Origin of the sequence: Streptomyces sp. NPDC101118 (assembly GCF_044759445.1) — a bacterium.
Classification (GTDB): domain Bacteria; phylum Actinomycetota; class Actinomycetes; order Streptomycetales; family Streptomycetaceae; genus Streptomyces.
The window spans coordinates 25,730-49,743 of sequence record NZ_JBIVZG010000013.1; the positions used below are offsets into that span (position 1 = coordinate 25,730).

At 70.6% G+C, this 24,014-nt stretch carries 23 protein-coding genes and 1 pseudogene; 11 read left to right on the top strand and 13 right to left on the bottom strand.

Annotated elements, in window-relative coordinates:
• Positions 1-6: 6 nt before the first annotated feature.
• From ACIQUQ_RS21100 to ACIQUQ_RS21110, 3 genes and pseudogenes are all read right to left on the bottom strand, one after another.
• Positions 7-1,287, bottom strand: a complete 1,281-nt coding sequence (locus tag ACIQUQ_RS21100) for an MFS transporter (protein WP_403977928.1) — start codon at positions 1,285-1,287, stop codon at positions 7-9.
• A gap of 105 nt (positions 1,288-1,392) precedes the next feature.
• Positions 1,393-2,475 (bottom strand): inositol-3-phosphate synthase, encoded by a 1,083-nt coding sequence (locus tag ACIQUQ_RS21105; RefSeq protein WP_403977930.1) that lies wholly within the window; start codon positions 2,473-2,475, stop codon positions 1,393-1,395.
• 52 nt (positions 2,476-2,527) lie between these two features.
• Positions 2,528-3,127 (bottom strand): annotated as a pseudogene (locus tag ACIQUQ_RS21110) (helix-turn-helix transcriptional regulator); the annotation flags it as partial.
• A 275-nt stretch (positions 3,128-3,402) separates the two neighbouring features.
• On the opposite strand from ACIQUQ_RS21110, the gene ACIQUQ_RS21115 reads away from it, so the two are divergent.
• Together ACIQUQ_RS21115 and ACIQUQ_RS21120 are read left to right on the top strand one after the other, a co-directional pair.
• A complete protein-coding gene (locus tag ACIQUQ_RS21115) occupies positions 3,403-6,036 on the top strand; it encodes a transglycosylase domain-containing protein (protein WP_403977934.1) in 2,634 nt (877 codons plus the stop codon).
• 104 nt (positions 6,037-6,140) lie between these two features.
• Positions 6,141-7,601: a glycosyltransferase family 87 protein gene (locus ACIQUQ_RS21120; RefSeq protein ID WP_403977936.1), complete on the top strand. Its 1,461-nt coding sequence runs from the start codon at positions 6,141-6,143 to the stop codon at positions 7,599-7,601.
• A gap of 25 nt (positions 7,602-7,626) precedes the next feature.
• On the opposite strand, the gene ACIQUQ_RS21125 is transcribed toward ACIQUQ_RS21120, so the two are convergent.
• From ACIQUQ_RS21125 to ACIQUQ_RS21135, 3 genes are all read right to left on the bottom strand, one after another.
• Entirely contained in the window at positions 7,627-8,658 is a 1,032-nt protein-coding gene (locus ACIQUQ_RS21125) for an alanine racemase (RefSeq protein ID WP_403977939.1), read from the bottom strand.
• Positions 8,659-8,705: 47 nt separating this feature from the next.
• Entirely contained in the window at positions 8,706-9,824 is a 1,119-nt protein-coding gene (locus ACIQUQ_RS21130; RefSeq protein ID WP_403977941.1) for a lipid II:glycine glycyltransferase FemX, read from the bottom strand.
• Positions 9,825-9,955: 131 nt separating this feature from the next.
• A complete protein-coding gene (locus ACIQUQ_RS21135) occupies positions 9,956-10,270 on the bottom strand; it encodes a hypothetical protein (protein WP_403668461.1) in 315 nt (104 codons plus the stop codon).
• Positions 10,271-10,533: 263 nt separating this feature from the next.
• On the opposite strand from ACIQUQ_RS21135, the gene rpsF reads away from it, so the two are divergent.
• The 4 genes from rpsF to rplI all read left to right on the top strand — a co-directional run bounded on the left by rpsF (position 10,534) and on the right by rplI (position 12,232).
• On the top strand, positions 10,534-10,824 hold the full coding sequence (rpsF, locus tag ACIQUQ_RS21140; RefSeq protein WP_004950685.1) for a 30S ribosomal protein S6: 291 nt from the start codon (positions 10,534-10,536) through the stop codon (positions 10,822-10,824).
• A 72-nt stretch (positions 10,825-10,896) separates the two neighbouring features.
• Entirely contained in the window at positions 10,897-11,487 is a 591-nt protein-coding gene (locus tag ACIQUQ_RS21145; protein WP_403668459.1) for a single-stranded DNA-binding protein, read from the top strand.
• A 43-nt stretch (positions 11,488-11,530) separates the two neighbouring features.
• The gene (gene rpsR / locus ACIQUQ_RS21150; RefSeq protein ID WP_005315025.1) at positions 11,531-11,767 is read left to right on the top strand and encodes a 30S ribosomal protein S18; all 237 of its coding nucleotides are present in this window, start codon (positions 11,531-11,533) and stop codon (positions 11,765-11,767) included.
• An 18-nt stretch (positions 11,768-11,785) separates the two neighbouring features.
• Positions 11,786-12,232 carry a 50S ribosomal protein L9 gene (gene rplI, locus ACIQUQ_RS21155; RefSeq protein WP_403668456.1) on the top strand — a complete coding sequence of 149 codons (447 nt, stop codon included), beginning with the start codon at positions 11,786-11,788 and terminating at the stop codon, positions 12,230-12,232.
• A 136-nt stretch (positions 12,233-12,368) separates the two neighbouring features.
• Here the strand turns inward: rplI and ACIQUQ_RS21160 are convergent, their stop codons facing one another.
• Positions 12,369-13,706 (bottom strand): MATE family efflux transporter, encoded by a 1,338-nt coding sequence (locus ACIQUQ_RS21160; protein ID WP_403977944.1) that lies wholly within the window; start codon positions 13,704-13,706, stop codon positions 12,369-12,371.
• 482 nt (positions 13,707-14,188) lie between these two features.
• Here ACIQUQ_RS21160 and dnaB point away from each other — a divergent pair, with 482 nt between their 5' ends.
• Positions 14,189-15,670, top strand: coding sequence for a replicative DNA helicase (dnaB, locus tag ACIQUQ_RS21165; RefSeq protein WP_403977947.1), 1,482 nt, complete (start codon positions 14,189-14,191; stop codon positions 15,668-15,670).
• 93 nt (positions 15,671-15,763) lie between these two features.
• Here dnaB and ACIQUQ_RS21170 read toward each other — a convergent pair whose 3' ends face one another.
• From ACIQUQ_RS21170 to ACIQUQ_RS21180, 3 genes are all read right to left on the bottom strand, one after another.
• Positions 15,764-16,204 carry a pyridoxamine 5'-phosphate oxidase family protein gene (locus tag ACIQUQ_RS21170; protein ID WP_403977950.1) on the bottom strand — a complete coding sequence of 147 codons (441 nt, stop codon included), beginning with the start codon at positions 16,202-16,204 and terminating at the stop codon, positions 15,764-15,766.
• A 196-nt stretch (positions 16,205-16,400) separates the two neighbouring features.
• Positions 16,401-16,967, bottom strand: coding sequence for a dihydrofolate reductase family protein (locus ACIQUQ_RS21175; protein ID WP_403977953.1), 567 nt, complete (start codon positions 16,965-16,967; stop codon positions 16,401-16,403).
• 70 nt (positions 16,968-17,037) lie between these two features.
• Positions 17,038-17,250 (bottom strand): hypothetical protein, encoded by a 213-nt coding sequence (locus ACIQUQ_RS21180; RefSeq protein WP_403977956.1) that lies wholly within the window; start codon positions 17,248-17,250, stop codon positions 17,038-17,040.
• Between the two features lie 157 nt (positions 17,251-17,407).
• Between ACIQUQ_RS21180 and ACIQUQ_RS21185 the strand changes: the two genes are divergently transcribed.
• From ACIQUQ_RS21185 to ACIQUQ_RS21195, 3 genes are read left to right on the top strand one after another with little or no spacing between them, the layout of a single operon-like run.
• Positions 17,408-18,565, top strand: a complete 1,158-nt coding sequence (locus ACIQUQ_RS21185; RefSeq protein ID WP_403977959.1) for a sensor histidine kinase — start codon at positions 17,408-17,410, stop codon at positions 18,563-18,565.
• A complete protein-coding gene (locus tag ACIQUQ_RS21190) occupies positions 18,562-19,230 on the top strand; it encodes a response regulator (RefSeq protein WP_403977961.1) in 669 nt (222 codons plus the stop codon). The genes ACIQUQ_RS21185 and ACIQUQ_RS21190 overlap by 4 nt, the downstream gene beginning before the upstream one ends.
• A 15-nt stretch (positions 19,231-19,245) precedes the next feature.
• Complete coding sequence (locus tag ACIQUQ_RS21195; protein WP_403977963.1) at positions 19,246-20,634, top strand: serine hydrolase domain-containing protein; 1,389 nt, start codon at positions 19,246-19,248, stop codon at positions 20,632-20,634.
• 19 nt (positions 20,635-20,653) lie between these two features.
• On the opposite strand, the gene ACIQUQ_RS21200 is transcribed toward ACIQUQ_RS21195, so the two are convergent.
• Genes ACIQUQ_RS21200 through ACIQUQ_RS21210 form a run of 3 tightly spaced genes read right to left on the bottom strand, consistent with a single transcriptional unit; the run spans position 20,654 to position 23,234 of the window.
• Complete coding sequence (locus ACIQUQ_RS21200; RefSeq protein WP_403977965.1) at positions 20,654-21,829, bottom strand: winged helix DNA-binding domain-containing protein; 1,176 nt, start codon at positions 21,827-21,829, stop codon at positions 20,654-20,656.
• A gap of 30 nt (positions 21,830-21,859) precedes the next feature.
• Positions 21,860-22,321 (bottom strand): GNAT family N-acetyltransferase, encoded by a 462-nt coding sequence (locus tag ACIQUQ_RS21205; RefSeq protein ID WP_403977968.1) that lies wholly within the window; start codon positions 22,319-22,321, stop codon positions 21,860-21,862.
• A gap of 16 nt (positions 22,322-22,337) precedes the next feature.
• The gene (locus ACIQUQ_RS21210; RefSeq protein WP_403977971.1) at positions 22,338-23,234 is read right to left on the bottom strand and encodes a GNAT family N-acetyltransferase; all 897 of its coding nucleotides are present in this window, start codon (positions 23,232-23,234) and stop codon (positions 22,338-22,340) included.
• Between the two features lie 126 nt (positions 23,235-23,360).
• Between ACIQUQ_RS21210 and ACIQUQ_RS21215 the strand changes: the two genes are divergently transcribed.
• A complete protein-coding gene (locus tag ACIQUQ_RS21215) occupies positions 23,361-24,011 on the top strand; it encodes an HAD family hydrolase (RefSeq protein WP_403977974.1) in 651 nt (216 codons plus the stop codon).
• Positions 24,012-24,014: the final 3 nt, after the last annotated feature.

A 24,014-nucleotide genomic window follows, 5' to 3' on the forward strand; every position in this document is an offset into this window, starting at 1 on the left:
CCCGTTTCACGTGAAACATCGCTCGGGCTGTCGTCCCCGCCGCGCGAGCGCCAGGGCCACCGCACCGTAGATAACGGCAACGGCCACGATCAGGGGGACGGACTTCCCGTCGGGCGGCAGCATGAGCGCGGCCACGCCCGCCGCCCCTACAAAGGCGACGTTGAAGAGCACGTCGTAGACGGCGAAGACACGGCCGCGGAAGGCGTCGTCCACCCGGAACTGCACCTCCGTGTCCGTGGAGATCTTCGCTCCCTGGGTGACCACGCCCAGGAAGAAGGCGGCGACCAGCATGGGCTCCGGGGCGAAGGGCAGCCCCAGGGCGGGGACGAGCACCGCCGCGACCCCCGCCAGTCCGGTGATCCAGCCGAGCGTTCCGAAGCGCCCCGCTCCCCAGGGTGTGATCACGGCCGCTATGAAGAAGCCGCCGCCGGAGACACCGACCGCGAGTCCGAGAAGGGCGAGCCCCTCGGATTCGGTCGTGGACCAGGCGTAGCGGCAGAGCATCAGCAGCATCACCGTGAGGGCGCCGTATGCGAAGCGCATCAGCGTCATGGCGGTCAGCGCCCAGGCGGCCGGTCGCCGCTCCCCCAGGTGCCGCAGGCCCGCGGCCATCCCGCGGACGGTCAGCACCACGGCTTCCAGCACGGACGGATGAGAGTGCCCGAGGTCCCGGTCGGGGCCCAGCAGCGCGACGGGGAGCCGCAGCGAGGCCAGGGCGGCCCCGAGGTAGAGAACGGCGCCCACGAGGACGACCACGGCGTTGGAGTCCGCGGCCAGCAGCCGGACGGCGAAGGCCAGACCGCCGCCGGCCACGGCCGCCAGGGTGCCGGCGGTGGGCGAGACCGCGTTGGCCATCACCAGCCGGTCGGTGTCCACGACACGGGGCAGTGAGGCGGAGAGGCCGGCCAGCACGAAGCGGTTCACGGCCGTCACCGACAGGGCGGAGGCGTAGAAGAGCCAGTCGGGGACGGAGGCGAGGACCAGCCCGGCAGTGCCGCAGGCCAGGAGGGCCCGCAGCAGGTTGCCGTAGAGGAAGACCTGCCGGCGCCGCCAGCGGTCGAGCAGGACTCCGGCGAACGGCCCGATGACCGAGTACGGCAGCAGCAGGACGGCCATCGCGGAAGCGATCGCCGCGGGCGAGGTCTGCTTCTCCGGGGAGAAGACCACGTACGTGGCCAGGGCGACCTGGTACACGCCGTCGGCCGACTGGGAGAGCAGTCGTACGGCGAGCAGGCGGCGGAAATACCTCACGCGCAGGAGTACGCGCAGATCACGTACGACAGGCATGAGGGCAAGACTCACACACGCGAAGGGTCCCCGGGCACATTGCCCGGGGACCCTTCGCGAAGATCGGGTGAGGAGCCCGCACAGAGCGGGACACACCGGTCTTGCTTAGCGCTCGACCTCGCCCTTGATGAACTTCTCGACGTTCTCGCGGGCCTCGTCGTCGAAGTACTGGACCGGCGGGGACTTCATGAAGTACGAGGACGCGGAGAGGATCGGGCCACCGATGCCCCGGTCCTTGGCGATCTTCGCGGCGCGCAGGGCGTCGATGATGACACCGGCGGAGTTCGGGGAGTCCCACACCTCGAGCTTGTACTCGAGGTTCAGCGGAACGTCACCGAAGGCACGGCCCTCGAGGCGGACGTAGGCCCACTTGCGGTCGTCGAGCCACGCGACGTAGTCGGACGGGCCGATGTGGACGTTCTTCTCGCCCAGGTCCCGGTCGGGGATCTGGGAGGTGACGGCCTGGGTCTTGGAGATCTTCTTGGACTCCAGGCGCTCGCGCTCGAGCATGTTCTTGAAGTCCATGTTGCCGCCGACGTTCAGCTGCATGGTGCGCTCGAGGACGACACCGCGGTCCTCGAAGAGCTTCGCCATCACGCGGTGCGTGATGGTGGCGCCGACCTGCGACTTGATGTCGTCACCGACGATCGGGACACCGGCCTCGGTGAACTTGTCGGCCCACTCCTTGGTGCCGGCGATGAAGACCGGGAGGGCGTTGACGAAGCCGACCTTGGCGTCGATGGCGCACTGCGCGTAGAACTTCGCGGCGTCCTCGGAACCGACGGGCAGGTAGCAGACGAGGACGTCGACCTCGCGGTCCTTCAGGACCTGGACGACGTCGACCGGCGCCTCGGCGGACTCCTCGATGGTGGCCTTGTAGTACTTGCCGAGACCGTCGAGGGTGTGGCCGCGCTGGACGGTGACGCCGGAGGCGGGCACGTCGCAGATCTTGATGGTGTTGTTCTCGCTGGCGCCGATGGCGTCCGCCAGGTCGAGACCGACCTTCTTCGCGTCCACGTCGAACGCGGCGACGAACTCGACGTCACGCACGTGGTAGTCGCCGAACTGGACGTGCATCAGGCCGGGGACCTTGGACGCCGGGTCGGCGTCCTTGTAGTACTCGACGCCCTGCACCAGCGAGGCGGCGCAGTTGCCCACGCCGACGATGGCTACGCGAACCGAACCCATTCCGGTTGCTCCCTGTTTGTTCTCGGACGAGGCCTGCACGACGCAGGCCTCACTTTGCAGTGTCGTCGGACGGGCCGGATCGCATCTGATCCTTTCCCGCCCGCTCGCTCTCGATGAGCTCGTTCAGCCAGCGCACTTCGCGCTCCACGGACTCCATGCCGTGACGCTGCAGCTCAAGCGTGTAATCGTCGAGCCGTTCGCGCGTCCTGGCGAGCGAGGCCCGCATCTTCTCCAGCCGTTCTTCAAGCCGGCTGCGGCGACCTTCGAGGACCCGCATGCGCACTTCCCGCTCGGTCTGGCCGAAGAAGGCGAAGCGGGCGGCGAAGGACTCGTCTTCCCAGGTGTCGGGGCCGGTGTGCGAGAGCAGCTCTTCGAAGTGCTCCTTACCTTCCGCCGTCAACCGGTAGACGATCTTGGCGCGGCGCCCTGCGAGTGAAGCGGCGAGAGCGTCTTCCGGGGCGCTGCCCGGCTCTTCGATCAACCAGCCGTTGGCGACCAGCGTCTTGAGGCAGGGATAGAGCGTCCCGTAGCTGAACGCCCGGAACACCCCCAGCGAGGTATTGAGCCGTTTGCGCAGCTCATAGCCGTGCATGGGGGATTCGCGCAGCAGACCGAGGACGGCGAACTCAAGGATGCCGGAGCGCCTGCTCACCCGCCGATGCCTCCTCTGCCCCTAGTCCCTTATGCCGAGCTGATGTATCGGCTCGATACATCCAGACGATAGAACTGGCCGTCGCACTCGGCAAGGGGAGACATGGTGACCGGCGTCACATCATCAATTCGTTGGGGGCAAGTTGCCTGATTTGGGGTGAACTTCGGCACTGCGAGGGTTTTGACCGTGCGTAGTCTGTGCGCCATGACTCCGGTGGAACCGGAATTCACCTGCCGCTTCCAGGCGCACTCGCCTGTCCGAGGAGTAGTCGTTCGATGAGCGAGCACCGTCGCAAACCGCCGCAGCCGCAGGGCGGGGGACGCGCCGCCAACCGGCGGGCCGCCCAGCAGGGCTCCGGCCGCCGGGCCGCGACCGGGCGGGACGTGCCCACCGGGTCGCCCTCAGGTCCCTACGGGCAGCAGTCGTACGGACAGGATCCGTACGGCCGCCCTCCGCACGGGCAGGAGCCCGCGTACGGCGGCCGCGCCGAGGCCCGCCGGGCCGCGCAGCGCGGAAGCGGAAGCCGCAGGCGCGCGCCGGAGCAGGGCGCCGGGCGCGGCCGTACCCCGGACAAGCGCTTCATCAACTACCCCCGCTCCGACAAGGACGGCTGGAAGCGCTTCGTACCCTCCTGGAAGCTGGTGGGCGGTACCGCCCTCGGCTTCTTCGCGGCCATGACCGCCGCCACGGGCATCGCGCTGGCCATGGTCGGCGAGCCCGACGTGAACGACCTGGCCGTCGCTGAGAACAACGTCTACTACTGGGCGGACGGCACCCAGATGGCCGCCGTCGGCGGCGAGCGCAACCGGCAGATCGTCCCCTTCGAAAAGATCCCGAAGGAGATGCGGGACGCCGTCATCGCGGCGGAGAACGAGTCCTTCGACACCGACCACGGCGTCGACCCGATGGGCATCGCCCGTGCCGTGTGGAACATGGCCAAGGGCGGCTCGACCCAGGGCGGCTCGACGATCACCCAGCAGTACGTGAAGAACACCTTCCTCGACGCGGACCAGACGCTCACGCGCAAGGCCCACGAGCTGCTGATCTCCGTGAAGCTGGGCTACACCGGCGACAAGAACAAGGTCATGGCGGGGTACCTCAACACCGCCTACTTCGGCCGGGGCGCCTACGGCCTCCAGGCCGCCGCGCAGGCGTACTTCAAGAAGAACGCCGAGCAGCTCGACCCCTCCGAGTGCGCCTTCCTCGCCCAGATGCTCAAGGGCCCCAACCTCTACAACCCGGATGGCGGCATCGGCGCCGCAGCCACCCCCAAGGCCAACACCGACCGTGCCAAGCTCCGCTGGGCCTGGGTGCTGGACCGGGAGGTGGAGGTCGGCCGGATGACGCAGGAGGAGCGCAACAAGTACCGGACCTTCCCCAAGATCCAGCCTCCCGCGGAGGCCCTGTCCCTCAGGGGCCAGACCGGCTACCTGGTCGAGATCGCCAAGCAGTATGTGCTCAAGAAGTCGGGCATGACGATCAACCAGCTCGACCACGGCGGCTACCAGATCCACACGACCTTCGACAAGAAGAAGGTCGACGCCCTGGCCAAGGCCGTGGACCAGACCCGCGAGGAGTTCCTGGACGAGAAGGAGCGCCCCGAGACGGACAAGTTCGTCCAGTTCGGTGCCGCCTCGGTCGACCCCAAGAGCGGTGCGATCGTCGCCATATACGGCGGCGCCGGCATGGACAAGAAGCACTTCACCAACAACGCCAACACCTCCGGTGTCCCGGTCGGCTCGACCTGGAAGCCGTACGTGCTGGCCGCGGCCATGGAGTACGGCACCCAGAACACCGACGGTGAGGGCCTCTCCCCGGAGAGCAAGTACAACGGCAACGACCTGATCGTCATCAAGAACCGCGACGGCGACCCGGTCATGGGCAGCAACGGCCGTCCGTTCCGGCAGAAGAACGAGAGCCCGACCCGCTACGGCATGGTCACGCTCGACGAGGCCATGCAGAAGTCGATCAACACGCCGTTCGTACAGCTCGGCTTCGACGTCGGCCACAGCAAGGTCCGCGAGGTCGCCGAGTCCACGGGCATCCTCGACGAGTCGATGAACCCGAACAACGACGCCTCGTTCATGCTCGGCACCTCGACCCCGAGCGCGATCCGCATGGCCGACTCGTACGCCACCTTCGCCGCCTCCGGCACCCACCACGAGCCCTACTCCGTGACCAAGGTGGAGACCAAGGACGGCCCGCTGGAGGGCTTCGAGAAGCCCGCGGCCAAGCGCGCCATGGACAACTCGGTCGCGGACAACATCACCAAGGTGCTCGAGAACGTGGTCAAGCAGGGCACCGGTACCAAGGTGAAGAAGCTGGGCCGGCCGGCCGCCGGCAAGACCGGTACCACCGACAAGAACAAGTCGGCCTGGTTCGTCGGCTACACCCCGCAGCTGTCCACGGCCGTGACGCTCTTCCGTACCGACCCCACCAGCGAGGACAAGGAGCTGATGTCGATGAACGGCACCGGCGGCGTCTCCTCGATCCACGGTGGTGACATCCCGGCCGAGATCTGGACCACGTACATGAAGGCGGCCCTGAAGGGCCAGCCCGAGCTGGACTTCCCCGAGGCCGAGGACATCGGCGTCGAGGCCGACGGCGACGGCGGTCCCTCGCCTTCGCCGACCCCCTCGATGACCGTCTCCGAGTCCCCCTCGCCGGAGCCGAGCGAGTCCCCCTCGCCCACCGCGACCCGCACCCGCAAGCCCAAGCCCACCTGTGGCCCGCGGGACTGGAACTGCGGTGAGGACGGCGGCACCGACTCCGGCACCACCGAGGGCAACGACGGCGGCGGGGACGGCGACCCCTCCGGCTTCCCGAGCCCGACGTACAGCAAGCCGACCAGCGGCGGACGGAGCGGCGGAGGCAACAACGGCGGCCTCCTCGGCGGTACGGACAACTAGTCCCCCGCCGCCGGAGCCGGCACGGCGCAACACGTACGAGGGCCGTCGCACCACCCGGTGCGACGGCCCTCCGCGTTCCCGGCCGGGTACGGCAGGATGAGCGCATGACGAAGGTGCACGAGGACCGCCCCGTACTGCCCACCCAGCAGGACGAGGTCGCCGCGGCCGGCAGCGTGCTGTTCGGCGGCCCGCTGGGACGCCGCGCGCTGCTCGGCGGCCACTGGCTGACCCCGGTCCGCGTCATCGCGCTCGTGACCATCGGGATGTTCGCGCTGGGCATGGTCCAGAAGGTGCCCTGCTACGACTGGGCGTGGTTCCGCGGCGCCACGGCGCAGTACACCCACGCCTGCTACTCGGACATCCCGCACCTCTACGTGGCGCGCGGTTTCTCCGACGGCCTCACGCCGTACTTCGACCGGCTCACCGGCGACATGCAGTACCTGGAGTACCCGGTGCTCACGGGTCTGTTCATGGAGGTCGCCTCGTGGCTGACCCCGGGCAGCGGTTCCATGCAGCACCGCGAGCAGATCTACTGGATGGTCAACGCCGGCATGCTGATGGCCTGCGCGGTCGTGATCGCCGTCTGCGTCGCGCGCACCCACCGTCGCCGCCCCTGGGACGGGCTGCTGGTGGCCCTGGCCCCCGCGTTCATGCTGACGGCGACGATCAACTGGGACCTGCTCGCCCTGGCCCTCACGGCCGCCGCGATGCTCATGTGGTCGCGGAGCAGGGCACTGGCCGCCGGCATCCTGATCGGCCTGGCGACCGCCGCGAAGCTGTACCCCGTCCTGCTCCTCGGGCCGCTCTTCCTGCTCTGCTGGCGGACCGGGAAGTGGCGCGAGTTCGGGCGGGCCGCCCTCGGCGCGCTCAGCGCGTGGCTGCTGGTCAACGTGCCCGTGATGATGTGGGCGCCCGAGGGGTGGAAGAAGTTCTACACCTTCAGCCAGGAGCGTCCGGTCGACTTCGGCTCGTTCTGGCTGATCATCTCGCAGCGCACGGGCAACCCGCTGGAGGACGTGAACACGTACGCCACGCTGCTCATGCTGGGCCTGTGCGGGGCGATCGGCCTGCTCACCCTGACCGCGCCGCGCCGTCCGCGCTTCGCCCAGCTGGCCTTCCTGGTCGTGGCCGCGTTCATCCTGACCAACAAGGTGTACTCGCCGCAGTACGTGCTCTGGCTGGTCCCCCTCGCGGCGCTGGCCCGGCCGCGCTGGCGGGACTTCCTGATCTGGCAGGCCGGGGAGGTCCTCTACTTCCTGGGCATCTGGTTCTACCTGGCGGGCACGACCGGCGGCGAAGGGGCGAAGGGCCTGCCCCTGGAGGGCTACCACCTGGCCATCGCCGCCCACCTGCTCGCGACGCTCTACCTCTGCGCCGTGGTCGTGCGCGACATCCTGCTGCCCGAGCGGGACGTCGTACGACGGGACGGGTCCGACGACCCCTCGGGGGGCGTGCTGGACGGGGCGCCGGACGTGTTCGTGCTCGGACACGCCACGAGGGCGCCGCACGACGCGGCGCCCTCGGAGGGTCAACGGGTGGACTGGGGGGCCTCCGTACGCGACTGACGTACGGCGGGCCCGCCCGCCCGGGTCAGCGGTCGACCAGCCGGTCCGGCTGCGTGGTGGTGTGCCGGAGGTGGGCCACCAGCTCGTCGCCGACCGTCGGCTCCGTGGCGTCGGAGGGCACGAAGAGGATCGAGACCTGCATGTGCGGGGGCTCGGCGAACCAGCGCTGCTTGCCGGCCCAGACGAAAGGCGAAAGGTTCCGGTTGACGGTCGCGAGGCCGGCCCGGGCGACGCCCTTGGCCCGGGGCATCACGCCGTGCAGGGCCTTCGGGGCCTCCAGTCCCACGCCGTGCGACGTGCCGCCGGCCACCACGACCAGCCAGCCGTCCGAGGCCGCCTTCTGCTGGCGGTAGCCGAAGCGGTCGCCCTTGGCGACCCGGGTGACGTCGAGGACCGCGCCGCGGTACTCGGTCGCCTCGTGGTCGCCCAGCCACAGCCGGGTGCCGATGCGGGCCCGGAAGCGGGTCTGCGGGAACTGCTGCTGGAGCCTGACCAGCTCCTCCGCCCGCAGGTGGCTGACGAACATGGTGTGCAGCGGCAGCCGGGCGGCGCGCAGCCGGTCCATCCAGCCGATGACCTCCTCGACGGCGTCGGAGCCGTCGGGGCGGTCGAGCGGCAGGTGGAGGGCGAAGCCCTCCAGGCGGACGTCCTCGATGGCGGCCGCGAGCTGGCCCAGCTCGTCCTCGGAGACGCCGTGCCGCTTCATCGAGCTCATGCACTCGATGACCATGCGGACGCCCACCAGGGCGCGGACACCGTCCACGGAGGACACCGACCGGATCACCCGGTCCGGCAGCGGCACCGGCTCCTCGCCCCGCCGGAACGGGGTGAGGACCAGCAGGTCGCCGCTGAACAGGTCCTTGATCGAGGCGGCCTCGTACGTCGTGCCGACCGCCAGGATGTCGGCGCCCAGCCGCGTCGCCTCCTCGGCGAGCCGCTCGTGGCCGAAGCCGTAGCCGTTGCCCTTGCAGACGGGGATCAGTCCGGGGAACTGGTCCAGCACCTGCTTGTGGTGCGCACGCCAGCGCGCGGTGTCGACGTAGAGCGTGAGCGCCATGCCCGACCGGAACCTTTCTCGAGTGTGTGAGGGGTGGGGTGCTGCTGTCAGCGCCGCGACATGTAGATGTCGAGGGCCTTGTGCAGCAGCTTGTTGAGCGGGAAGTCCCACTCGCCGACGTACTCGACGGCCTCGCCGCCCGTGCCGACCTTGAACTGGATCAGGCCGAAGAGGTGGTCGTTCTCGTCGAGGGAGTCGCTGATGCCGCGCAGGTCGTAGACGCTCGCGCCCAGGGCGTAGGCGTCGCGCAGCATGCGCCACTGCATCGCGTTCGAGGGGCGGACCTCGCGCTTGTGGTTGGCGGAGGCGCCGTACGAGTACCAGACGTGCTGGCCGACCGTCAGCATGGTGGCGGCGGCCACGGCTTCGCCCTCGTGCTTCGCGAGGTAGAGCCGCATCCGGTTCGGGTCCTCGGAGTTGAGGGCCGTCCACTGGCGCTGGAAGTAGCTGAGCGGGCGGGGGCGGAACTTGTCGCGTTCCGCCGTGATCTCGTACAGGCGCTGCCACTCCGGCAGGTCGTCGTAGCCGCCCTGGACGACCTCGACGCCGGCCTTCTCGGCCTTCTTGATGTTCCGCCGCCAGAGCTGGTTGAAGCCCTTGAGGACGTCGTCGAGCGAGCGGTTGGCGAGCGGCACCTGGAAGACGTACCGGGGCTGGACGTCGCCGAAACCGGCGCCGCCGTCCTCGCCCTGCTGCCAGCCCATCCGGCGCAGCTTGTCGGACACCTCGAAGGCGCGCGGCTCGATGTGCGTCGCCTCGACGTCACGCAGGCGCTTGACCTCGGGGTCCTGGATGCCCGACTTGATCGCGGTCGCGTTCCAGCGGCGGATGACGACCGGCGGGCCCATCTTCACCGTGAAGGCGCCCTGCTGCTTGAGGTGGGCCAGCATCGGCTGGAGCCACTCGTCCAGATTGGGGGCGTACCAGTTGATGACGGGGCCCTCGGGGAGGTACGCGAGGTAGCGCTTCACCTTGGGCAGCTGGCGGTACAACACGAGGGCCACGCCCACGAGTTCGCCGCTCTTGTCGAACCATCCGAGGTTCTCCGAACGCCACTCGTTCTTGACGTCGGCCCACGCCGGGACCTGGCAGTGGCTCGCCGAGGGCAGGCTCTGGATGTAAGCCAGATGCTGCTCTCGGCTGATGGTCCTCAGGGACAGGCTCATGCGGGGCGTCTCCTCCGGCGGCTTCGCTGGTATGGCGCGAAGCCTACTGCGACAAGGGCGCCACCCATCTGGGGGACGTCCCGTGGACGTGCCGGGCCGTCCGGTGGCGCCCTGCCGCGGAGGAGGCCCGGTCAGCCCATGAGGCCGCCGAACAGGCCGCCGTGCGCCATGCCGAGGCCGAAGCCGATCGCGGACGCGCCGAGCCCCAGAACCATGCCGAAGCGCTCGCGTGTCGTCTCGGAGATGAACTGTCCGTACGCGCCCGTCACGATGCCGATCAGGCCGGCCCACGAACTCAGCAGGTGCAGGTTGTGGAAGAACGCGGTGACGAAGGCCACGGCGCCGAGCACCAGCGTGATCGCGAGAAGGGTGTCCTGGAGCGGGTGCGGCTTGCCGTCGGTCGCGAAGAGGGAGATCTGGGACTGGGGTCGCATTGCCTGTGCCATGAGGGCACCTCCCGGCGATGGAGAGTGGTGCCGCGGGGCCGCCCGGCCGTCTGCCGGGCATAGCACCGCGCACACCCGTTGTGTACAGATTGTGGCCCCTCGCTGCCGGATTTCAACCGGAAGGAGGTGAGCAGGTACTCTGTACGGTCTGCGCGGTGTCTGCTCTCAGGCCAGTCGGCTCTGGGAACGCCGCGCGGCACGCATCACGACCCTCCTGCCACGGAACGACCGTGGCCGCTGAGTCCAAAGGAGGTGGGTTCCACATGCGTCACTACGAGGTGATGGTCATCCTCGACCCCGATCTCGAGGAGCGCGCTGTCTCCCCGCTGATCGAGAACTTCCTCTCCGTCGTCCGTGAGGGCAACGGAAAGGTCGAGAAGGTCGACACCTGGGGCCGTCGTCGTCTCGCTTACGAGATCAAGAAGAAGCCCGAGGGCATCTACTCGGTCATCGACCTGCAGGCCGAGCCTGCGGTCGTCAAGGAGCTCGACCGCCAGATGAACCTGAACGAGTCGGTCCTCCGGACCAAGGTCCTCCGCCCCGAGACCCACTGAGCTTCCGCTCAGAGGTAATCGGGTTCGAGTAGCACAAGCAGCCAGCAGCAATCCCCGCCGAGAGGTTCATCCATGGCAGGCGAGACCGTCATCACGGTCGTCGGCAATCTCGTCGACGACCCCGAGCTGCGCTTCACCCCGTCCGGGGCGGCAGTCGCGAAGTTCCGTGTCGCGTCCACCCCCCGCACCTTTGACCGCCAGACCAACGAGTGGAAGGACGGCGAGAGCCTGTTCCTGACCTGCTCGGTGTGGCGGCAGGCGGCCGAGAACGTCGCCGAGTCGCTTCAGCGCGGCATGCGCGTCGTCGTGCAGGGCCGGCTGAGGCAGCGGTCGTACGAGGACCGCGAGGGTGTCAAGCGCACGGTCTTCGAGCTGGACGTCGAGGAAGTCGGCCCCAGCCTGCGCAACGCCACGGCCAAGGTCACCAAGACCGCCGGTCGTGGTGGCCAGGGTGGCTACGGCGGTGGCGGCCAGCAGGGCGGCGGCGGTGGCGGCGGCTGGGGCGGAGCCCCCAGCGGCGGTCCGCAGGGCGGCGGAGCTCCCTCCGACGACCCGTGGGCGTCCAGCGCGCCGGCCGGCGGCCAGCAGGGCGGCGGCGGTGGCGGCTGGGGCGGCAGCTCCGGCGGCAACGGCGGCGGCTACTCGGACGAGCCGCCCTTCTAGGGCGGCCCGTACCCAAACTTCTTGATCACACAGGAGAAACACCATGGCGAAGCCGCCTGTGCGCAAGCCTAAGAAGAAGGTCTGCGCGTTCTGCAAGGACAAGACCGCGTACGTGGACTACAAGGACACGAACATGCTGCGGAAGTTCATTTCCGACCGCGGCAAGATCCGTGCCCGTCGCGTGACCGGCAACTGCACGCAGCACCAGCGTGACGTCGCCACGGCCGTCAAGAACAGCCGTGAGATGGCGCTGCTGCCCTACACGTCCACCGCGCGATAAGGGAAGGGTGACCAACTAATGAAGATCATCCTGACCCACGAGGTCTCTGGCCTCGGCACCGCCGGCGACGTCGTCGACGTCAAGGACGGCTACGCTCGCAACTACCTGGTCCCGCGTGGCTTCGCCATCCGCTGGACCAAGGGCGGCGAGAAGGACGTGGCGCAGATCCGCCGCGCCCGCAAGATCCACGAGATCGCGACCATCGAGCAGGCCAACGAGGTCAAGGCCCAGCTCGAGGGTCTGAAGGTCCGCCTGGCCACCCGCTCGGGTGACGCCGGTCGCCTCTTCGGTTCCGTCACCCCGGCCGACATCGCCACGGCGATCGAGTCCTCCGGTGGCCCGAAGGTCGACAAGCGCCGCGTCGAGCTGGGCTCGCCGATCAAGACCCTGGGTGCGCACCAGGTCTCCGTGCGTCTGCACGCTGAGGTTGTCGCGCAGCTCGGTGTCGAGGTCGTCGCCGCCTAAGTGCCGCGCATGAAGGGCCGCACCCTCCGGGGTGCGGCCCTTCGTCGTTTCACGTGAAACATCGCCCGTCCGCTGTTTCACGTGAAACAGCGGACGGGCGGACAGCGGGACAGGTGGTCCGCGGCAGTGGCAGCGGTCAGCGGGTGGCGCCGGTGACCAGCCAGCGGCCCGACCGGGCGCGCAGCTGCAGGGTCGCCATCCTGACCAGCATCATCAGCGTCATGGCCCACCACAGAGCCGTGAGGCCACCGCCGAGGGCGGGCACGAGGAGCGCGGCGGGCGTGAACACGGCCAGGGTGAGCAGCATGGCCCAGGCCAGGTAGGTACCGTCGCCCGCGCCCATCAGCACACCGTCGAGCACGAACACGATGCCCGAGACCGGCTGTGAGAGGGCGACGACCAGGAGGGCGGGCAGCAGGGCGCTCTCCACGCTGGGATCACTGGTGAACAGCGGGATGAAGAGCGGCCGGGCGACGACGACCAGCAGGCCGAGGACCACGCCCGAGACGATTCCCCACTGCACCATCCGGCGGCACACGGCCTTGGCGCCCGTGGTGTCGCCGGCCCCGAGGTAGCGGCCGATGATGGCCTGGCCCGCGATGGCGATGGCGTCGAGGGCGAAGGCGAGCAGGCTCCACAGGGACAGCAGGATCTGGTGGGCCGCGATTTCGGCGTCGCCCAGTCGGGCCGCCACGATGGTCGCGATCACCAGGACGGCCCGCAGGGAGAGCGTCCGGACCAGCAGGGGCGCACCTGCCTGGGCGCAGGCCCGGATGCCGGCGGGGTCGGGGCGCAGTGAGGCGCCGTGGCGCCGGGCGCCGCGCACGACCACGACGAGGTAGGCGACGGCCATGCCGCACTGGGCGATCACGGTGCCCCAGGCGGAGCCCGCGATGCCCAGTCCGGCACCATAGACGAGGCCGACGTTCAGGGCGGCGTTGGCGGCGAACCCGCCGATGGCGACGTACAGGGGCGTACGGGTGTCCTGGAGGCCGCGCAGCACCCCGGTGGCGGCCAGTACCACGAGCATGGCCGGGATGCCGAGAGCGGAGATCCGCAGGTAGGTCACGCCGTACGGGGCCGCGGTGTCGGAGGCGCCGAGCAGGCCGATCAGCCAGGGTGCCGCGGGCAGGACCACGGCGATCACCAGGGCGCCGAGCAGCAGGGCGAGCCAGATGCCGTCCATGCCCTGGCGGATCGCCGCACCGAGATCGTCGGCGCCGACGCGCCGGGCGACGGCCGCGGTGGTCGCGTACGCGAGGAAGACGAAGACGCTGACGGCCGTCGTCAGGAGCGCCGCGGCCACACCGAGCCCGGCCAGCTGGGACGTCCCGAGGTGGCCCACGATGGCACTGTCGGCCAGCACGAAGAGAGGCTCGGCGACGAGCGCGCCGAAGGCCGGCAGGGCGAGTGCGAGGATCTCGCGGTCGTGCTGCCGGGGCCTCGCCTCGGGTCCTGGGGGCGCTTGTGTCATGTGCTCAATCTAATCTTCCACAGGTAATAGATGCAATGGCCGAATGACCATTACGTCGGGGTGTCGTACGACACTCCTCGTGCGCCGTTCGCGCCGATCTTGAAACCCTCGCCAAACTTTTTGTCCCCCACAGGTGCTGCATGGGGAAAGGCCAGGTCAGATGGGGTGTGGGGGGAGTGGCTATGAGTTTGTCCACAGTGCCGTCCCCCGCTCCGTACACAGGATCCGGAGAGTTACCCACAGACTTGGCGTGCTCATCCACACAGCCTGTGGATAACCAGATTGGCTGACGGTGCCCGCGGGCCTACCGTTGTGCGTCGTCCCGCCTCTCTTCCGGCACCTGCCGGCCGGGGGACACCCCCCGCCGGAGGCGGGGGGAGAGTGCCCCGGAGAGCGCGATTCGGACGCCTGAAATGTCAGAGCCGTGTCGTAGAAAGAGTGACACGGCGAGGTCCGCGCGGCGGACGGGAGGAGACGGCCCGGTGAGCATTCCCGAGCCCATGGACGACCCCTGGGCCGACAGCGGACCCAGCGACGTTCTCCCGGTCTCCCGGCCCCGTCGTGGCGACCGCCCGCGCCGCGGTGAGGAACAGCACGAGCGCGGCCGTGAGGGCGGCGACTGGGACGGCGGTGGAAGCGGCTTCGAGCGCGTGCCCCCGCAGGACCTCGACGCCGAGCAGTCCGTGCTCGGCGGCATGCTGCTGTCCAAGGACGCCATCGCCGACGTGGTCGAGGTCCTCAAGGGCCAGGACTTCTACCGGCCGTCGCACGAGACGATCTACCAGGCGATCCTGGACCTCTATGCCAAGGGCGAGCCCGCCGACCCGATCACCGTCGGCGCGGAACTCACCAAGCGCGGCGAGATCACCAAGGTCGGCGGCGCGGCCTACCTGCACACCCTGGTGCAGTCGGTGCCCACCGCGGCCAACGCCGAGTACTACGCCGAGATCGTCCACGAGCGGGCCGTGCTGCGACGGCTGGTGGCCGCCGGCACCAAGATCACGCAGATGGGCTACGCGGCCGACGGCGACGTCGACGAGATCGTCAACAGCGCCCAGGCCGAGATCTACGCCGTCACCGAGCAGCGCACCTCCGAGGACTACCTGCCGCTCGGCGACATCATGGAGGGCGCCCTCGACGAGATCGAGGCGATCGGCTCGCGCAGCGGACAGATGTCCGGTGTGCCGACCGGCTTCACCGACCTCGACTCCCTGACCAACGGCCTCCACCCGGGCCAGATGATCGTCATCGCGGCCCGCCCCGCGATGGGCAAGTCCACCCTGGCGCTCGACTTCGCCAGGGCCTGTTCGATCAAGAACAACATGCCCAGCGTCATCTTCTCCCTCGAAATGGGCCGCAACGAGATCGCGATGCGCCTGCTGTCCGCCGAGGCCCGGGTCGCGCTGCACCACATGCGGTCCGGCACGATGACCGACGACGACTGGACCCGGCTCGCCCGCCGGATGCCCGACGTCTCCGCGGCGCCCCTCTACATCGACGACTCCCCGAACCTGTCGATGATGGAGATCCGCGCCAAGTGCCGCCGCCTCAAGCAGCGCCAGGACCTCCAGCTCGTCGTCATCGACTACCTCCAGCTGATGCAGTCAGGTGGCGCGCGGCGCCCCGAGAGCCGCCAGCAGGAGGTCTCGGACATGTCGCGAAACCTCAAGCTGCTGGCGAAGGAGCTCGAGGTCCCGGTGATCGCGCTCTCGCAGCTGAACCGTGGTCCCGAGCAGCGCACCGACAAGAAGCCGATGGTCTCCGACCTCCGTGAGTCCGGTTCCATCGAGCAGGACGCCGACATGGTCATCCTGCTGCACCGCGAGGACGCCTACGAGAAGGAGTCGCCCCGTGCGGGCGAGGCCGACCTGATCGTCGCCAAGCACCGAAACGGTCCTACGGCGACGATCACCGTGGCCTTCCAGGGCCACTACTCCCGCTTCGTCGACATGGCCAACACCTGACCCGCCACCTGGAGGGTCAGAACCTGCGCAGCGAGCGACGCGCTCGCCCCATGCGTGAGGTCTGACCGTCTCCGCCAAGCCCGCCCTGGTTCCTCAGTCCTTGGCGGAGACGTCCAGGGCGGTCCCGTACAGGCGCGCGACCCGGAGCAGGATGGTCACGCGCCGGTCGGGCAGCGGCTGCTCACCAGGGGCCGCCGCGTCGGCCGGATCCACGATCTCCGCCTCTCCCTCCGCCACGGCGAACGACCAGATGTCCGGGCCGCTGACATGCAGTGAGGCGTGCGGGTCGCGGCGCAACTGGCGGACCTTGAGGCGGTCGGCGGTGGAAGAGACCCTCAGCACGCGCTCCTCGGCGTTCCAGTCGTAGAGGACGGTCGACAGGTGCGGGTGGCCGGTGCTCCTGACGCTCGCGAGTACGCCGAACTGCTGCCGGCTCAGCAGCTGGGAGAGCTCTTGGTCGGTGAGCGCTCGGGGGGCCGGGCCGTCGTTCCGGGTGGTGCCGGTGGTGGTCCCGGTGGCGGTGTGCTCGCTCATGTCGGTCAGCCTTTCGGTGGGGGGCGTGCGCGCGATGGGGCGGAGTCGAATGCGGCCAACGCCTGGTCTCCCGTGCAAGTGGTCGCAACAAAGGAGACCGTAGCAGATAGTTCCGTTGCGGACTATCTGGTTCAGTCTCATTCAAGAGCAGGGGTCGCCGCCGTCGACCCGTCGGTTCGCGCGTCGGTGCTGCTGCTCAGCGCCTCGTCCCGTACCTGGTCAGGACCACGCCGCCGGCGATCGTCCGCGTCTCCAACAGGTCCAGCTTCACCCAGCCGTCCAGCGCGGTGAAGAACGGCGTGCCGCCGCCCACCAGGACCGGATGGGCGGCGATCACGTACTCGTCGACCAGCCCGGCGCGCATGGCGGCCCCGGCGAGCGTCGCGCCGCCGATGGTCATCGGTCCGCCGTCCCCGGCCTTGAGACGGGTGATCTCGGCGATCGCGTCGCCGGTGACCAGGCGGGCGTTCCAGTCGACCCTGTCGATCGTGGAGGAGAACACCACCTTCGGCGTGTCACGCCAGTTCCGTGCGAACTCGATCTGCGCCGGGGTGGCACCGGGCTGCTGGTCGCCGGTCGGCCAGTAGGAGCTCATCGTCTCCCACAGCTTGCGCCCGTACAGCGACAGGCCACTCGCCAGCTCGTGGTCGAGCCACCACTGGAACAGCTCGTCGCTCGGCGGTCCGCTCCAGCCGATGTCGTCACCGGCCGCGGCGATGTAGCCGTCCAGCGTCAGGTTCATGCCGTAGATCAGTTTCCGCATGGTCCGGCCTTCCGTTCCGTGGGTGCCCGGCGCACGGACCAGGGTGGTGTACCCCGCCGCACGCCGCCCCTCACTTGGCCGGTGTGTCCTTGAGGGAGTCCGCGTACAGGGCCACGGCGACGCCGACGACGACGTAGGCGATGTTCGCGTAGACCTCGTAGCCCGCCGGGCTGAGGTACCGGAGGAAGCCGAAGAGGCGGAAGCCGCCGAACCATTCGTGGACCAGCCCGCTGATGCCGCCCGCGATGAGGACGAAGCCGAGGAAACCGAGGATCTTCTTCATGCCTCCGACGGTAGGAAGCCGCGCGGGGTGCCGGTATCGGGCTGCGGGTGACTCCGGTGCGACCGAAGTACCTGTGCGCGGCCGGGCTGTCGTCCGAAGGTATCGGCTCCGCCCCGAGTACGGCCCGCGCCTCCGCGTGCGGCCTAGATTTGCCGGTATGAGCCGTCCCACCGCCCGTGACCGCCTGGCCGACCTCGGCTTCGTCATCTTCGCGGCGGTCTTCTCCCTGGTCACCGCGGAGGAAGCGCTGGCAGGCCGGGAACTCTCCGAGCAGGCGTTGTTCTACGACTCGCTCGTCGGCGGCCTCGCCTGCGCGGCGCTGTTCCTGCGCCGCAGCCTGCCGGTCCCGCTGGCCGTCGTACTCCTCCTCGCGGGCATGTTCTCGCACTTCGTCACCGGGCCCGCCCTGGTGGCCGTGTTCACCGTCGCGGCGACGCAGCCGCTGCGCGTCACGCGCTGGGTCGCCGCCGTCGCGGTCGCCCCGCTGCCGGTGTTCCTGATCCGGCGGCCGGACGCCCCGCTGCCCGTCTTCACCTCGGGCGTCGTCTACTTCGCGCTGGTCACCGCCGCCTTCGGCTGGGGTCTGTACGTACGCTCCCGACGCGTACTGATCACCGAGCTGCGGGACCGCGCCGAGCGGGCCGAGGCGGAGGCGCAGCGCACCGCGCGCGAGTCCATCGCCCGTGAGATGCACGACGTGCTGGCCCACCGGCTGTCGCTGCTGAGCGTCCACGCCGGGGCGCTGGAGTACAACGCCGGTGCGTCGCCGGACGAGGTCCGCCGGGCCGCCGGGGTCATCCGGGACAGCGCCCACCGTGCGGTGGAGGACCTGCGCGAGATCATCGGCGTCCTGCGGGCCCCGGCGGGTGCGGACGGGGGCGAGCGGCCCCAGCCCACGCTGGCCGACCTCCCGCGCCTCGCCGCCGAGTCCAGGGAGACCGGCGCGTCCGTGGGACTGGACCTGGCGGTGACCGATGCCGGCGAAGTCCCCGCGCCGACCGGCCGTACCGCGTATCGGATCGTCCAGGAGGGCCTCACCAACGCCCGCAAGCACGCGCCCGGTTCCCGGGTGGGCGTGAGGGTCGGGGGGACACCCGGCACCGGGCTGGAGGTGGAGGTGCGCAACGCGCTGGCCGGGGTCGGCCGGGAACGGGCCATACCGGGGACGGGACACGGTCTCGTCGGGCTGGCCGAGCGGGTGCGGCTCGCGGGCGGTCGGCTGGAACACGGCACGCAGGGCACGGAGTTCCGGCTGTACGCGTGGCTACCGTGGGAGCCGCCCCGTACGCCGTCCACTCCTGGAGCCCCCTCGTGACCGAGCAGCCGGCGATCCGCGTCCTCCTCGTCGACGACGACCCGCTGGTCCGCTCGGGCCTCCGCCTGATGCTCGGCGGCGCGTCCGACATCGAGGTGGTCGCCGAAGCGGCCGACGGCGCCGAGGTCGCCCCGCTGGTGGACGCGCACGCGCCCGACGTGGTGCTGATGGACATCCGGATGCCCGGCGTGGACGGGCTCGCCGCCACGGAGACGCTGCGCGCCCGGCCCGGGCCGCCCGAGGTGATCGTCCTGACCACGTTCAACACCGACGAGCACGTGCTGCGCGCCCTGCGCGCGGGAGCCGCCGGCTTCGTCCTCAAGCACACCCCGCCCGCGCAGATCGTCGACGCGGTCCGCCGGGTCGCGGCGGGGGAGCCGGTGCTCTCGCCGGCCGTCACGCAGCAGCTGATCGCCCAGGTCGCGGGCGGCTCCGGGCAGCCGGGACGCGCGGCACGGGCCCGTGAGCAGCTCGCCGGACTGGGCCCCAGGGAGCGGGAGGTGGCCGTCGCGGTCGGCGAGGGGAAGGCCAACGCCGAGATCGCCGCGGAGCTGTACATGAGCCTGCCGACCGTCAAGACCAACGTCTCCCGGATCATGGCGAAGCTGGGCCTCAACAACCGCGTCCAGATCGCCCTTCTCGTGCACGACGCCGACGAGATCTGATGCGAAGCTCTGGGCATGACTTCCGCACCTGAAGAGCTGCTGCCCGCGACCCATCGTGCCCTGCTGCACAGGATCGCCGTCGCCCAGGCCGAGGGCCGGGCGCCGTCCCTCGTCGCCGCCGTCGTCCGGGGCGGCGCGACCGTGTGGGAGGGGGCCAGGTCGTGCGTCGAGGGCCACGCCCCGGACGGCGGGGTGCAGTACCGGATCGGCTCGATCAGCAAGACCTTCACCGCCGTGCTCGTGCTGCGGCTCCGCGACGAGGGCCTGCTCGACCTGTCGGACCCGCTGGAGAAGCACCTTCCGGGTACGGGAGCCGGTGAGGTGACCATCGGTCAGCTGCTGTGCCACGCGGGCGGCCTGGCGGCCGAGACGCCCGGACAGTGGTGGGAGCGCTCGCCCGGATCGCTGCGGCCCGAACTGGCCGACGTCCTGGGAGGGGCCCCGTTCAAGCACGCCCCGGGCCGCCGGCACCACTACTCCAACCCGGGGTACACGCTCCTCGGCGCGCTCGTCGCCGCCGTGCGCGGGCGGACCTGGGAGGAGGTGCTGCGCTCCGAGGTCCTGGAACCGCTGGGCCTGACCCGGACGAGCGCGCTGCCCGAGGCCCCGCACGCGGGTGGCTGGGCCGTGCACCCGTGGGCCGACGTGATGCTGCCCGAGCCCTTGGAGGACCTCGGGCTGATGGCGCCGGCCGGTGCGCTGTGGTCGACCACCGAGGACCTGGCGCGGTTCGCCGCCTTCCTGCTCAGGGGCGACGACCGGGTGCTCGGCGCCGCGACGGTACGGGAGATGCGCGTGGCCGTGTCGCCGCCGGAGCCCGGCCTGGCCGATCTCGGCTACGGGCTGGGGCTCCAGATCCAGCGGTCCGGCGACCGCACGCTCGTGGGCCACGGCGGATCCCTGCCCGGGTTCGTCGCGGGGCTCTGGCTGAGCGAGACGGACGACGTGGCGGCCGTGGTGCTGGCCAACTGCACGTCGGGGCTGGCGGCTTCGACCCTCGCCACCGATCTCGTACGGATCGTCGCCGAGGCGGAACCGCGGATCCCGGAGCCCTGGAGCCCCGCACCCGAGGCGGATCCGGCGCTGCTGGAGCTGACCGGCCCCTGGTACTGGGGCACCGCCCCCCATCTGCTGCGCCTGACGCGGGACGGGAACCTGGAGCTGGCGCCCCTCGGGGGCCAGGGCCGCGCCAGCCGGCTGCGCGCCGAGAACGACGGCACCTGGACGGGCGAGAACGGCTACCACGCGGGCGAGACCCTGCGCGCGGTGCGGCGCCCCGACGGCACCCTGAGCCATCTCGACCTGGGCTCGTTCTGCTTCACCCGGACGCCGTACGACGAGACCGCGCCGGTCCCGGGCGGGGTGGACCCGCGCGGCTGGCGGGGCTCGCAGCAGGGCCTGTAGGCAGCGCGAAGCAGCGCCTCTAGGCGACCAGTTCGCGTTCGAGCGGGGTCCGGAAGCGCGGGGTGACCCGGGCCCCGCCCAGCCAGGCGCCGAGGCGAGCGGCCTCGGCGCCGATCAGGGCCGCGGCCTCGGCCCCGAGGTCCGACAGCAGCCGCCACACGATCTCGCCGTCGGAGCGCTGGGCCCAGCCGCCCACGACCTCGCCGTTCCACCAGACCGAGGGGCCGATGTTGCCGGCCCGGTCGAAGAGCGCAGGGCGATGGCCGGGGTCGAGGTGGAAGCCCCGGTCGGCCCAGCCCATCCCAGTGGGGTCCAGCGCGGGGAGCAGAGCGACCCAGGGTTCGGGGGCGGGTACGGGTCCGCTGTCGCCCGGCGCCACCAGGGCGGTGGCGCCGCCGTCGAGCAGCACCTCCTCCGCGCCGACGGCGGCGAGGGCCCTGCGCGCCTCGGTGAGCGTCCAGCCGGTCCACCACTTCAGGTCGGCCGCGGTCGCCGGTCCGTACGCCCACAGCCAGCGGCGCGCGAGCTCGGCCCGGGCCTCCGCGACGGGGAGCGCGGGCCAGGGCTCGGAGTGCGTCCAGCGGAACTGGCTGGAGGTCCAGGTGCCCCGGGGGCGGTCCCGCCGGATCCGTCCCTCGGCGGCGAGCACCCGCAGGACCCGCGTGGCCACCCCCTGGACGGTCTCGTACTTCTTGCCGGGGAACACGGTGATCTTCCGGCGGAGGGTCTCGACGGACGACGACAGCTGGGTGCCGGTCAGTGGGCCCCGCGCATCGAGTTCCGCAAGCGTGTCCGCCTCGGCGCGGGCCAGCCAGGCGGCGTCCAGCCCCTGGCCGTCCTCCTCGAAGTGCTTGAGCAGCGTCGCGCGCTCCTTGGCGGCGATCGCCCGGGCCGTGGACGCGTCCACGTACGGGGCCAGTTCTCGCGAGACGGCGAAGAGGGTGTTCCGCATGCTCAGCAGGCGGACCACCGCGAGGTCCTCGTAGAACTCGCCCTCCATCGCGGTGATGTCGGGGTCCTCCAGCCGGGCCCGGGCCGAGAGGAAGACCGTCGCGGCATCCGTGGCGTGCAGGGCGACGACCGCGTCCGCCGCTGCGGCCACGGTCGCCGCACGGGCGGAGGGCGCCAGGCAGTGGCGGACGCCCAGCCGCGCCCGGCGCTCGGCATCGGTGATCGTGCGGAGGCTCTTGCCCATGCCCAGGATGGTAGGGGTGGAACGGCCCGGTCAGAGCTGGAGCTTGAATCCGACGTGCGAGGCCGTGAAGCCGAGCCGCTCGTAGAAGCGGTGGGCGTCGGTGCGCGTCGCGTCCGAGGTGAGCTGTACCAGCGCGCAGTCCTGCCGGCGGGCCTCGGCCACCGCCCACTCGATCAGCTCGGAACCCAGACCGCTGCCGCGTTCGTCGGCGTGCACCCGGACGCCCTCGATGAGCGCCCGGGTGGCCGCGGTCCGGGAGAGCCCGGGGATGACCGTCAGCTGCAGGGTCCCCACGATCCGGTCCCCGCGCACCGCGGCGACGAGGTGCTGGTTCGGGTCGTCCGTCAGCCGTCGCAGGGCCGTACGGTACGGACCGAGGTCGTCCGGGGTTTCGCGGCTCGCGCCCAGCGGGTCGTCCGCCAGCATCGAGACGATGGCCGGCAGGTCGGCCTCGGTGACCGGGCGGATCTCCAGCTGCTTCGATTCGTTCATGATCACGAGCCTAGGCTCAACCCGCCGCCACGGTCAGGGGGGCGAAGCGCCGGGTCCAGTCCCCGGGCAGGTCCGGGAGGCCCTTGGTCATCACCGCGTTGAAGGCGATCGATTCCAGGCCCCGGGCCTTCAGCCAGTCCCGCAGCTCCTCGTGGCGCACGTCCACGTCCGTGCGCAGCGGCCGGTCGGTTCCGGCGGCCAGCCCGCTCACCAGCGCCTTGGCCGTCTCCGTGTCGCGGGCGATCAGCGGACCCACGACATGGGTGCTCATGTTGGGCCAGGCCGACGCGTACCCGATGAGGTTGCCCGCCCCGTCCTCGGCGACCAGCAGCCGGTCCGAGAAGGCGGGCAGGCGCGTGATCATGTGGGTGCGGTCGGCACCGAAGACGTCCGCGTCCAGACGCAGGATGGCGGGCAGGTCCCCCGCGACCGCCGGCCGGACCTTCACGCCGGACCCGCCGTCCGGGCCGGCCGCGGCCTCGAAGTGCCCCATCAGCATCTCCGCGCGCCCGGGGGTGTCGAAGCCCAGTTCCTCGTAGAGCGGCCGTCCGTAGGGTGTGGCGTGCAGGGTCAGCGGTAGCGGAGCGAGTTCCTCGCAGACGGTGGTCATCAGCCACCGCCCCAGCCCCTGGCGTGCGAAGCGTTCCGCGACCAGCACCATGCCGATGGCCGCCAGTTCGGGCCCGGTGCCCGTACTGCCGTACCGGGTGACGACACAGGCGGCGGCCAGGCCCTGCCCGTCCGGGGCGTCGACGCCGTAGCCGGTCCCCGCCGCGAGCAGCAGCCCCCATTTGTGCTCTTCGCGAGGCCAGCCGCGGTCCTCGGAGAGATCGGCACAGCGGGGCACGTCCTCCACGGTCAGCGTGCGGATCGTCGGGGTCGGCAGCGGCGTGGACAGCGATGATGAGGGCATTCGATCAGCCTGGATCACCACCGGGTGGCAGTCCAGCCGATTTCACCCGCGTCCTGCGAGTCTTCTCTCAAGATCGCGATGTTTCACGTGAAACATGACGGCTGGCACCGTCTAGCCTCGACTGCCATGACGGCACTCCACCTCTTCGATCTCGACGGCACGCTGATGCACGGCACCGCCGCACCCGCCGAGATCTCGCGCCAGCTCGGTCTGTCGACGGAGATCGCAGCCCTGGAAGCGGAGTTCAGCGCCCGCCGGATCGGGCCGCCCGACTTCGCGGTACGCCTGCACACGCTCTGGGCCGGGCTCACGACGGAGCACGTCCGCGCCGCCTTCGACGGGGCGCCCTGGCTCCTGGGCATCAAAGAGGTCTGGCAGGAGATCCGCGAGCGGGGCGACTACTGCGCCGTCATCTCGCTGTCCCCGTCGTTCTTCGTGGAACTCCTCCTCGAATGGGGAGCCCATGCCGCCCATGGCTCGGTCTTCCCCGAGGTCCCGTTCACCCGGCCCGTGGACATCGCCGGGATCCTCACGCCCGCGGGCAAGGTGGACGTGGCCGACCGTCTCTGCGCCCGCTTCGGCGTGAGCCGGCAGGACTGCGTGGCCTACGGGGATTCCGCGACCGATGCGGCACTCTTCGAGGCCGTCCCGGTCTCGGTGGCGGTCAACGCCCGCCCCCATCTGGCGGCCGTCGCCACCCATGTCTACCAGGGCTTCGACCTGCGGGAGGCGTTCCGCCTGGTGCAGCAGCCACGGCGCGCGGGGGACGGATCCTAACCC

What these genes read in the sequence shown, in the direction of transcription:
- ACIQUQ_RS21115 (WP_403977934.1), top strand. Translation starts at nt 3,403, where the DNA reads ATGAGCGAGCACCGTCGCAAACCGCCGCAGCCGCAGGGCGGGGGACGC.
- ACIQUQ_RS21125 (WP_403977939.1), bottom strand. Translation starts at nt 8,658, where the DNA reads ATGGCGCTCACGCTCTACGTCGACACCGCGCGCTGGCGTGCGCACCAC.
- ACIQUQ_RS21175 (WP_403977953.1), bottom strand. Translation starts at nt 16,967, where the DNA reads ATGCGGAAACTGATCTACGGCATGAACCTGACGCTGGACGGCTACATC.
- ACIQUQ_RS21100 (WP_403977928.1), bottom strand. Translation starts at nt 1,287, where the DNA reads ATGCCTGTCGTACGTGATCTGCGCGTACTCCTGCGCGTGAGGTATTTC.
- ACIQUQ_RS21105 (WP_403977930.1), bottom strand. Translation starts at nt 2,475, where the DNA reads ATGGGTTCGGTTCGCGTAGCCATCGTCGGCGTGGGCAACTGCGCCGCC.
- rpsF (WP_004950685.1), top strand. Translation starts at nt 10,534, where the DNA reads ATGCGTCACTACGAGGTGATGGTCATCCTCGACCCCGATCTCGAGGAG.
- ACIQUQ_RS21195 (WP_403977963.1), top strand. Translation starts at nt 19,246, where the DNA reads ATGACTTCCGCACCTGAAGAGCTGCTGCCCGCGACCCATCGTGCCCTG.
- ACIQUQ_RS21130 (WP_403977941.1), bottom strand. Translation starts at nt 9,824, where the DNA reads ATGAGCCTGTCCCTGAGGACCATCAGCCGAGAGCAGCATCTGGCTTAC.
- ACIQUQ_RS21215 (WP_403977974.1), top strand. Translation starts at nt 23,361, where the DNA reads ATGACGGCACTCCACCTCTTCGATCTCGACGGCACGCTGATGCACGGC.
- ACIQUQ_RS21210 (WP_403977971.1), bottom strand. Translation starts at nt 23,234, where the DNA reads ATGCCCTCATCATCGCTGTCCACGCCGCTGCCGACCCCGACGATCCGC.
- ACIQUQ_RS21170 (WP_403977950.1), bottom strand. Translation starts at nt 16,204, where the DNA reads ATGAGCGAGCACACCGCCACCGGGACCACCACCGGCACCACCCGGAAC.
- ACIQUQ_RS21160 (WP_403977944.1), bottom strand. Translation starts at nt 13,706, where the DNA reads ATGACACAAGCGCCCCCAGGACCCGAGGCGAGGCCCCGGCAGCACGAC.
- ACIQUQ_RS21200 (WP_403977965.1), bottom strand. Translation starts at nt 21,829, where the DNA reads ATGGGCAAGAGCCTCCGCACGATCACCGATGCCGAGCGCCGGGCGCGG.
- rplI (WP_403668456.1), top strand. Translation starts at nt 11,786, where the DNA reads ATGAAGATCATCCTGACCCACGAGGTCTCTGGCCTCGGCACCGCCGGC.
- ACIQUQ_RS21205 (WP_403977968.1), bottom strand. Translation starts at nt 22,321, where the DNA reads ATGAACGAATCGAAGCAGCTGGAGATCCGCCCGGTCACCGAGGCCGAC.
- ACIQUQ_RS21120 (WP_403977936.1), top strand. Translation starts at nt 6,141, where the DNA reads ATGACGAAGGTGCACGAGGACCGCCCCGTACTGCCCACCCAGCAGGAC.
- rpsR (WP_005315025.1), top strand. Translation starts at nt 11,531, where the DNA reads ATGGCGAAGCCGCCTGTGCGCAAGCCTAAGAAGAAGGTCTGCGCGTTC.
- ACIQUQ_RS21145 (WP_403668459.1), top strand. Translation starts at nt 10,897, where the DNA reads ATGGCAGGCGAGACCGTCATCACGGTCGTCGGCAATCTCGTCGACGAC.
- ACIQUQ_RS21135 (WP_403668461.1), bottom strand. Translation starts at nt 10,270, where the DNA reads ATGGCACAGGCAATGCGACCCCAGTCCCAGATCTCCCTCTTCGCGACC.
- ACIQUQ_RS21185 (WP_403977959.1), top strand. Translation starts at nt 17,408, where the DNA reads ATGAGCCGTCCCACCGCCCGTGACCGCCTGGCCGACCTCGGCTTCGTC.
- ACIQUQ_RS21180 (WP_403977956.1), bottom strand. Translation starts at nt 17,250, where the DNA reads ATGAAGAAGATCCTCGGTTTCCTCGGCTTCGTCCTCATCGCGGGCGGC.